This window comes from Comamonas sp. AG1104, from assembly GCF_003350425.1.
Lineage (GTDB): Bacteria > Pseudomonadota > Gammaproteobacteria > Burkholderiales > Burkholderiaceae_C > Comamonas > Comamonas testosteroni.
Map to the genome: position 1 here is coordinate 1 of NZ_QQAS01000018.1, position 8,171 is coordinate 8,171.

At 57.8% G+C, this 8,171-nt stretch carries 9 protein-coding genes; 5 read left to right on the forward strand and 4 right to left on the reverse strand.

Annotation, left to right across the window (positions count from 1 at the left end; all coding sequences use genetic code 11):
* Positions 1-236 (reverse strand): porin (locus DFO48_RS25000; protein WP_147282778.1); only part of this gene is annotated, 236 nt, incomplete at its 3' end.
* 1,263 nt (positions 237-1,499) lie between these two features.
* Between DFO48_RS25000 and DFO48_RS25005 the strand changes: the two genes are divergently transcribed.
* Positions 1,500-2,030 carry an O-acetyl-ADP-ribose deacetylase gene (locus DFO48_RS25005; RefSeq protein WP_114865108.1) on the forward strand — a complete coding sequence of 177 codons (531 nt, stop codon included), beginning with the start codon at positions 1,500-1,502 and terminating at the stop codon, positions 2,028-2,030.
* Between the two features lie 165 nt (positions 2,031-2,195).
* Here DFO48_RS25005 and DFO48_RS25010 read toward each other — a convergent pair whose 3' ends face one another.
* A complete protein-coding gene (locus DFO48_RS25010) occupies positions 2,196-3,488 on the reverse strand; it encodes a Zn-dependent hydrolase (protein ID WP_114865109.1) in 1,293 nt (430 codons plus the stop codon).
* A 42-nt stretch (positions 3,489-3,530) separates the two neighbouring features.
* Here DFO48_RS25010 and DFO48_RS25015 point away from each other — a divergent pair, with 42 nt between their 5' ends.
* From DFO48_RS25015 to DFO48_RS25025, 3 genes are all read left to right on the forward strand, one after another.
* A complete protein-coding gene (locus DFO48_RS25015; RefSeq protein ID WP_114865110.1) occupies positions 3,531-4,472 on the forward strand; it encodes a LysR family transcriptional regulator in 942 nt (313 codons plus the stop codon).
* 539 nt (positions 4,473-5,011) lie between these two features.
* Complete coding sequence (locus tag DFO48_RS25020) at positions 5,012-5,434, forward strand: Imm10 family immunity protein (RefSeq protein ID WP_114865111.1); 423 nt, start codon at positions 5,012-5,014, stop codon at positions 5,432-5,434.
* A 367-nt stretch (positions 5,435-5,801) separates the two neighbouring features.
* The gene (locus DFO48_RS25025; protein WP_233506527.1) at positions 5,802-6,203 is read left to right on the forward strand and encodes a DUF2750 domain-containing protein; all 402 of its coding nucleotides are present in this window, start codon (positions 5,802-5,804) and stop codon (positions 6,201-6,203) included.
* A 110-nt stretch (positions 6,204-6,313) separates the two neighbouring features.
* On the opposite strand, the gene DFO48_RS25030 is transcribed toward DFO48_RS25025, so the two are convergent.
* A complete protein-coding gene (locus DFO48_RS25030) occupies positions 6,314-6,712 on the reverse strand; it encodes a BLUF domain-containing protein (protein WP_003076132.1) in 399 nt (132 codons plus the stop codon).
* Positions 6,713-6,937: 225 nt separating this feature from the next.
* A complete protein-coding gene (locus tag DFO48_RS25035; RefSeq protein ID WP_114865112.1) occupies positions 6,938-7,711 on the reverse strand; it encodes an MHYT domain-containing protein in 774 nt (257 codons plus the stop codon).
* Between the two features lie 287 nt (positions 7,712-7,998).
* On the opposite strand from DFO48_RS25035, the gene DFO48_RS25040 reads away from it, so the two are divergent.
* A partial coding sequence (locus DFO48_RS25040) for a PAS domain S-box protein (protein ID WP_114865114.1) occupies positions 7,999-8,171 on the forward strand: 173 nt, incomplete at its 3' end.

Sequence of the window (8,171 nt, forward strand, 5' to 3'; positions counted from 1 at the left end):
AAGGACTGGCGGCCGAAACCTCGACCGCCCTGGTTGAGGGCTCCGCTGTCGGGGCCGATACCCATCTCCAGCGTGAAGGATGCGCTCAATCCGCCTCCCAGATCCTCGCGGCCGCGAAAGCCCAGGCGTGATGGAACGCTGCCCGTCAGATTGGGCATGCGTGTGAGGTTGGACTTGGTTGCGCCCACGTTGTTCATGGTTTCGACGGCCGTGTCCACGATCCCGTAGATCTGGATCCGTTATATGAATCTTTGAATTACAGAAAGTCTTCATGCTTTGATTTCTTTGCTGAAGTCCTCCTTTTCAGTTGCTGAATCGAATGCAGGTGGGCAGCCGGGCGCGAACTGGCCGTACGCGACCTACCGCTCGGTTGCAAGAATCCTGTTCTCAGGAAGCAGGGCAGTTGCTGGCTGCGGCTTGTCCGACAAAGCGCTCTTGAGCCCAAGAAGGGAACTGCTTTGCAGCTTCAGGAACCACGGCTTCATGGTTCAGACCAGCGAACCCTTTGTCGTCAACCTTGGACCCTGCATTGCGCAGGGCCCGGCGCTGCCGTTGCAGTAGTGCTCGGATTCGTGGGTATCCGTTGAGTCATAGACTTTTTTGGGCGCAGCACCTCCTTGCCGTGCCATGGGCACAGCTCAAGCGTTTGTTTGGAAAAATTCGGGAGAAGAGCTCTGGCTGGAGCTATTGCAGCGTTCGGACCGGTCTCGATTGAGTCGGTGCGGCGCGGTCTTTTTGATGTTCAGGGAGTTGCCAAGGTTTGCTTCCTCTCAATACTTATTTGGATATTACTCATAATTAATTTCGGATGAATTTTGTTTATTTTTCATAAGCAATTCAAGGAGAGAAGCGGTACTTTTGCTTGGTGCTTTCCCTTGCGGTAAAACACTAGCTAGATGGCGAAATGGAGTTGCGGCGGCGAGTTTCTGGTGTGCTGCAGCCCGCAGCATTCGCCCTTGCTTCGTTCGGTGCATGACTCTCAACGCAGCATTTGTAGCGGGCTTCAGTCGCCAAGACGTTGCTTCGCAGTGAATCCAGTGCAAGTGGTATTTGAGGTTCACGACTGCCACAGGTCGACATGAGGATGCCGCTGCGAGCCGCGTTGTCGAGCGTCCAGCCAGGCAGCCGCTCGGGACAAATGGAGCCCAAGGACTGGTGTTGCGGGGTGTGCCGTCGTTCAGGCGCCAGGCAGTGGCTAGTTCGAATAGGCTTTCACCGGAACTGGCGATCGATCACAGAAGAGTCCGCTTCTGGCCGGACTGCGAAAGTCGCAGATCGACCCAGTACAGACAATCGAATGTTCGCAAGAACAGAAGTCATGCAACGGTCACGATCGCTCAAAATTGCGATCTTCCTGATTCCAGGCACTTCGGGGACGCGGCCGCACACAGCTGCATCGCACGTCGGCACTTACGCCGGCACCTACAAAGGCAACGTGTTTACAAAACGGGTCTGCCATTGCAGTATCGGCAGCCTTCCTGCTCTTTCGCTGTACGGATATGCCCACACGCTTTCATGCCATCTGCTCTGACATCACAACGCTTCATGTGGGAGCCATTGTCAATGCCGCAAATTCGTCTCTCCTTGGCGGAGGTGGCGTCGACGGTGCAATCCATCGCGCGGCAGGTCCAGACCTTGTGCATGAATGCCGGCTGCTCGGAGGCTGCAAGACTGGCGATGCAAAGGTGAGCAAGGCTTATCGCCTATCTGCCCAATACATCATTCACACCGTCGGACCTGTGTGGAGAGGAGGGGAAAGCGGTGAAGCAGAGCTGCTCGCCAGCTGTTATCGCCGATGCATAGAGTTGGCGCAGGAGAGGTCGGTTGCCTCGATTGCTTTCCCAAGCATCAGCACCGGCATATATGGGTACCCGATCGAGCTGGCTGCGCAAGTGGCTGTCAGGACTGTCCAGGAAAGCCTGTCGGAACATTCGTCAATTGAAGAGGTTGTCTTCTGCTGCTTCTCACCTGCTGACTTGCTTCAGTATGAATTGATTTTGAATCGACTTGCGCCGTCCGGATCCGAGTAGCACCTGAGCCTGGTGCCCAGTTTTCATGACCGTTCCTGGCCGGCAGTTTGAGCTTGAAAAGCCGATCATTGCTGCGTGGCGAACCCGGAAGACATCCAAGGACCCATCTACGCATGACAGGCCGCGACCAGGACAAGCCTGGTCCATTCACATTCGTGATTGCAGCTAGTCCATTTGCTCATCCAGGCTCAGCAGGGTAGCGGCAAGCACCTGGGTGCCGGCCAGAACCTGGCCCGGTGAAGCCCATTCCACTGCGCTATGGCTGCGCCCATCAAGACACGGGATGAAGATCATCCCCGAGTGTCCGGTCTGGGCCAGGTACATGGCATCGTGGCCGGCCCCGCTCGGCATGCGTCGACAGCCCAGGCCCAGGCGCTGGGCGGATTGCTCCACGGCAGCAGCAATCAGCGGCGCGCAGGCAACGGGGTCGACATGGGTGCGAGGCTCCACGCGCCAATTCACGCCCAATCGCCCGATAGCTGGGCCGCAGCGCCGCGCCAGAATTTCCCAGAACTCCTGCAGCAGGGGGGCATGGTTGCTTCGCACCTCAAGCGTCAGGTCCACCTGGCCAGGCACGGTGTTGCTGGCGTTGGGGGAGACGTTCATGCGACCTACCGTGGCAACCACGTAGTGAGGTGCGCTGCGGCTCCACTGCAGCGCCAGGCGCTGGGCCTGGCGGATCACTATTGCTGCAGCCACGAGGGCATCGCTACGTCCATTCATGGGAGTGGTGCCCGCATGATCGGGCCGACCTTCAAAGAACAGCTGAGCGCGGCGTATGCCAACGATGTCGGTCACGGCGCCTATGTCCAGGCCTTCGCGCTCCAGCACAGGCCCTTGTTCTATGTGTAGCTCCACAAAGGCCGCAAAGCCGTCCTGCCGGCGATCGGCCTCGGCCAGAGCTTCGGGGCGGGCGCCCAGGCGCTGCAGGGCCTGGCCCAGGGTGTCGCCCTGGCCGTCGCGGGCGGCCAGCATGTCGGCGCTGAGCTGACCGGCCATGGCACGACTGCCCACACAGGAGATGCCGTAGTCACTGGGCTCTTCGCAGAGGAAGTCTATGACCTCGAAGGGGTGCTTCAGCGTGATGTCCGCGTCCTGCAGGGCATGGGCCACTTCCAGCCCTGCCAGCACACCCAGAATGCCGTCGAAGCGTCCCCCGGCATTCACCGTGTCGGTGTGCGAGCCCGTGGCCAGGGGTTTCAGATCATCGCGCAGGCCGGGGCGGCGGCCGATGAGGTTGCCTGCGGCATCCAGACGCACCTGCAGACCCGCGGCTTCGAAAGCTCCGCGCAGCCAGGCGCGTGCGGCCTGGTATTCCGCGCTGAAGGCGCGGCGGGTCCAGGGCATATCGGCTCGGGTGAATTGGGCGAGGTCTTCGAGGCGGCGCCACAGGCGGTCGCCGTCGATCGGCGGCAGAGCCGGGGAAAGAAGGGGGGAACAAGTAGAAGCGTTCTGCATGGAGTAATCTTCGCCCGAGATTTACCAATAAGGAATCTTTTGATGTTTATGCAAGGTATTAGTGAAACTTTGGCTAATGCCCCTGGTTTGATGCTGTTGAGGAGCTTTTGTCTGGTCGTTCAGGAGGGCAGTTTTTCTCAGGCAGCGGAGCTGTTGCAACTGTCCCAGCCGGCGGTCAGCCTGCAAGTGCGTCAACTGGAACGCCATCTCGGCGCACGCCTCATAGAACGTGTGGGGCGGCGTGCTGTGCCGACGGCTGCCGGGAAGGCCTTGCTGGAGCAACTGCCCGCCGTGAGCGTGGCGCTGGAAGGCCTGGCCCATGCGCTGAGTGCGCATGCGCGCGAGGTGAATGGGCAGGTGCGTATAGGTACGGGCCTGACCGTGTGTCTCTATCTTCTGCCTGCCGTGTTGCGCCAGATACGGGCAAGCCATCCGGGAATCGACATCGTGGTGGTCACGGGCAATACCGAGGAGTGCGTAAGGCGCGTGGAAGACAACAGTCTGGATCTTGCCCTGGTCACCTTGCCGGTCAACCGCCGCGCCTTGCTGGCCACTGCCGTGCTGCACGACGAGCTGGTGGCCGTAGCTCGCACCGAGATGCTGATGCCGGGCGATGCGGTGGCTGCGTCAGAGCTGAGATCCCTGCCTCTGCTTGCCTTGCAGAAATCAGCCAGCACGCGCGGGGTGGTCGATGCCTGGCTGCGCCGTGCCGGTGAACTGCCGCACCCTCAGATGGAGCTCGACAGCGTCGAAGCGCTCAAGGAGATGGCGGCCATAGGCCTGGGTTATGCCGTGATTCCGCGCATGGCCATGCAGGGGCGAGGCGCGCGCGATGACCTGGTCTCACGCCCGCTCACACCTGGATTGCAGCGAACACTGGCGATGGTGTTGCGAAAGGACAAGCCATTGAGCCGTTCCCTGTCGATGGTTTGCCAGAGTATCCAGGCGCATTGTGCAGCCTGGATGCAGGAACCAGAGGCCTGAAAACAGTTTGATCGAATCTATCCTTGCTGCGCAAGATGGTGACCGCAAAATGGTCTGTGTAGCCATGCAGCACAGTGAATACGATCACGGAGACCAGTCCGGCAATCCTCCATGAGGATGTTGGCTGGCGACGTGTTAGCTGAATTGGCAGCCATTGTCCTGCAAGCGTCTCGATGAATGGCATCATCACTAGCCCGACCATGAACTCAATACCTGCAGGGTATCTGGTCATCGGGTTTGCGTCTGGGGTACTGGCCCTGTGGACCAGATAGCAAGAAGGCCCCAGATAATCTGTCCGCGGAACATTACGGCTGCTCCGCCAGTAATCAACAGCCATCTTGGAGTAGCCAGTAGTCGCGCCGGTGCGTCGAGGCTATTCAACCGAGTAAGTCAAGCAGCAATGAATTTGTTGTCGCACATGTTCTGCAAACGCCGAGAGACTGCTGTCGGTCGATCCACAACGCTCGTGACCAGGGCATTGCCGGCATAGGATTCCGGCTCCAAGTCTGTCGCTGCCCTGAACCCTCAAGAACACCCAAATGAATACTCTCTCCTTTCGCGCAGCCTGCATCGCCACAAAAGACCCGGAGGGCTTCTGCCACCTTGTCGGCTTTGCCGACAAGAAGCATGGCACCGAGCATTACCTGATGCTCCAACGCTCCTTCGAAGAGTATGAAGACGAGCAGGATGAAGAGCTGGGCATGGATACCTACCATGTCGAGTGCTGTGGGCAGCAGAGACCTCGCTATGGCGGCATTGAGCGGTTTGTGCTGAAGCGTACCAGTGCGGAGGTCACGTTCAAGCGCGAGGCGGCTGAGGACATCGATGAACTGAAGCAAATGTCCATCGCCTTTGATCTTGCGGCCGGCGAGTACGAGGAACTGAAAGCCGCCTTGACGAATATCTTTGCCGGGGAGAGCTGCTTCGAGATTACCGATGGCCAGGCTATAGGGGCCGCATAGGCGTGGCGAACAGGTCCGGACCCTTCGGTCCGGATGCGGCATCAAGGGCAGGGTAGATGCGCCGCTGCCTTGATGGTCATGGTGCCCATCCCGGTCCGGCTGGCTGTCGGTCGCCATAAGCGTAGGGCCGAGCAGGGCGGTGGTGGGCGGGTAGCTGAGACGGGGGAGGCGGATCTGGACTCAACGCGGTCAAGAAGAAAATCTGCTGGCAGTCCGCTTTCGGCTGTTCATGGTTGCGGCTGCCACTGTTCGATCCACAGCGGGCATATGCATCGGTGCTGTCGCCAATTCGTCATTGCTGGAGCGACTGGCCCTCCGGCTTCAACCTGGTGACAGAATGCCTCACTCATCCAGCGTCAGTTTTCACATGGAAAAGTCATATCCACTCAATCGACAACAGTTCCAAGCGGTGTCGGCACTTCCCAGTCTCCAGCGTTATCGGCATTTCATCGGCCGAGTATCGGACTGGCAATTGGTGTGGGGACTGAGAAATGAGGGTGGATGGGTGACAGCCTCGGACAGCAACGGAAATACTGTGGCCCCCTTTTGGCCACATCCCGATTACGCGATTGCTTGTGCAGTTGGCGAATGGGCTGGCAATTCCCCTGCAAGCATCGATGTTCACCATTTCCTGAGTCGTTGGCTTCCCGGTATGGAAAAGGACGGCATGCTTGCGGCCGTATTCCCAACGCCAACAATGCAAGGGATAGTCGTTTCGCCGCGTCAGTTGCAAAGGGATATTGAAGAAGAACTGTCTTGCCTGGAGTGAATGTAAGCAGTTTGAGATTCCGTTGCCGGCCGGTAGGCGGTGGTCTCGGAACTATCTTCGAATCTGCCCAAATCAGAGTGCTTCAGCAACAAGGAGTTTGAATGGAGCTGCTATGCAGCATCCAGCATTGGCAATAGTTGCTGCAGGCAACTCATTGCGGCGTCTCCGTCGACAACCCACATTTGGGCCAACGGCTCGGCATCTTCTACCGAGAGGTATGCCATGCTCCAACCGGAGAAAAGGCGACTCGTTATGCCTCTTGCCTCGTGCTGCGGGGTGAAATTGGTATGGCGCTTGTCCAGGGATATCTTTTTGGCCAATGCAATCACCTGCTGCTGAGGACCCTCCATGTATTGAACGAAGCGCTGACCGTCAAAAATCAGGATCCCTGTGATCCCATGGGCCTCATTGAATCGGCGTGAGACTCTGGTGATATCTGCGACACAGCTCGTACTGGCGTCACTGGCGATTTCACTGTGATACAGAAAACATCCGAGCAGGTGTTTCAAGGTTGCCTCTTGCTTTCAGCGCTGCATAGGTGCGGTTGGTGCCGGTATCGAGATCGTCTCAAGCCAGGTACCGAGAACCTATTCCTTGCAGACAGAGTTGGAGTGGTGATCAACGGTCCGGTTGCTCGTCACCGAGCGACATGCACCAACGAGACAGGTCGAGATTGACGGTGGCGCAATGCGAAGTGAGTTCCATAACAAGGGGCATCAGTCTGCTGCCGGAATTCATTTGCGAGGGATGCCTGTTCTTATGCTGCTCTTTTGGAAAGATACCAGCGCCAGGTCCATCAGCAGAACCATCGACATGCCCAGGGCCAGTACAGCCACCACCATCGGCAGTCCAAGCGCGCTGAGCACATACCTTCCCGAAGGAATTGCAAGGCGATTTTCCGTAGTGCAAATGAACTCGGCCGCACTCATGCCCGTGTAGTGCATGGCACAAACGGCAAGGGCCATGATCGCTGCGGCAAGCAGGCGCATGCTTGTCTGTACGGTATGAAATGCCAGCCACAGCGCCGCAGTTGCAGCCACGAGAGCAATCAGCACCGACATGGCGATTCGCTCATGGTCCCACTCCAGGTGGCCTCCAAAACGCATGCCATACATGCCGAGGTAGTGCATGACAACGGCGCCCAGCCCAAGCATTGATCCGGCCAGCAGCAAGCGGACAATGCTGCGCGGGTTGCGAGCCACGATATGAAAAGCCAGAGCCGAGATCGTCACCGCAGCAATGAGCGACACGCCAGTCTCCCATACCGAGTAGCCGGTTCCAAGGTCCATGCGCAGCGCAAGCATGGCAATGAAATGCATTGACCATACGCCAATGCCGCCAAGAGCAATCCCTGTGCTGCCGAGACTCATCAGATAGCTCTGACGGTCATCAATCTCCGGCTCAAGTCGCTTGGCAGAGATCAGCGCAATGAAGGCGCCAATCATCGAAATCGCGTACGACAGTACAACCAATTCCATGCTGTAGCTGGTGCTGACCACTGCATCCATGAGCCTCTCCTGGTTGCCGAACAAGAAGAATCCAGAATTTGTAAATTGACTTGTATCAAATTAATTCAAGGCCATCAAGACGATTTGATGAATCAGATCTGATTCGATGCTAGTTGGATACATCAGATCTGATCTCTATTCAAAAATTGAGACCAGTCAAGGAATATGTAAGCACTTGATACGAGCAAGCGCTCAAGGAGCGATCGCAGGGGTGCCCAAGGCGTACCGGCTTCACTCAATCTGGGCGGTATCTCGTTTCGTCAGGCCATTGACCACAGAAGGCACATATGAGAGTGAACGCACCGGTAACCCAGCGGGAGTACAGCTTTGATGAGCATGCAACTCTGATGTCCACCACGGACACGGAGAGCTACATCAAATATGCCAATCAGGCGTTCATGGAGGTCAGCGGCTTCGAGCCGCAAGAGATCCTTGGCCAGACGCACAATCTGGTGCGTCA

Bases quoted from the DNA above. Each gene is read 5' to 3' on its own strand.
- DFO48_RS25005 (WP_114865108.1), top strand. From the start codon at position 1,500: ATGCCCACACGCTTTCATGCCATCTGCTCTGACATCACAACGCTTCAT.
- DFO48_RS25010 (WP_114865109.1), bottom strand. From the start codon at position 3,488: ATGCAGAACGCTTCTACTTGTTCCCCCCTTCTTTCCCCGGCTCTGCCG.
- DFO48_RS25015 (WP_114865110.1), top strand. From the start codon at position 3,531: ATGTTTATGCAAGGTATTAGTGAAACTTTGGCTAATGCCCCTGGTTTG.
- DFO48_RS25020 (WP_114865111.1), top strand. From the start codon at position 5,012: ATGAATACTCTCTCCTTTCGCGCAGCCTGCATCGCCACAAAAGACCCG.
- DFO48_RS25025 (WP_233506527.1), top strand. From the start codon at position 5,802: ATGGAAAAGTCATATCCACTCAATCGACAACAGTTCCAAGCGGTGTCG.
- DFO48_RS25035 (WP_114865112.1), bottom strand. From the start codon at position 7,711: ATGGATGCAGTGGTCAGCACCAGCTACAGCATGGAATTGGTTGTACTG.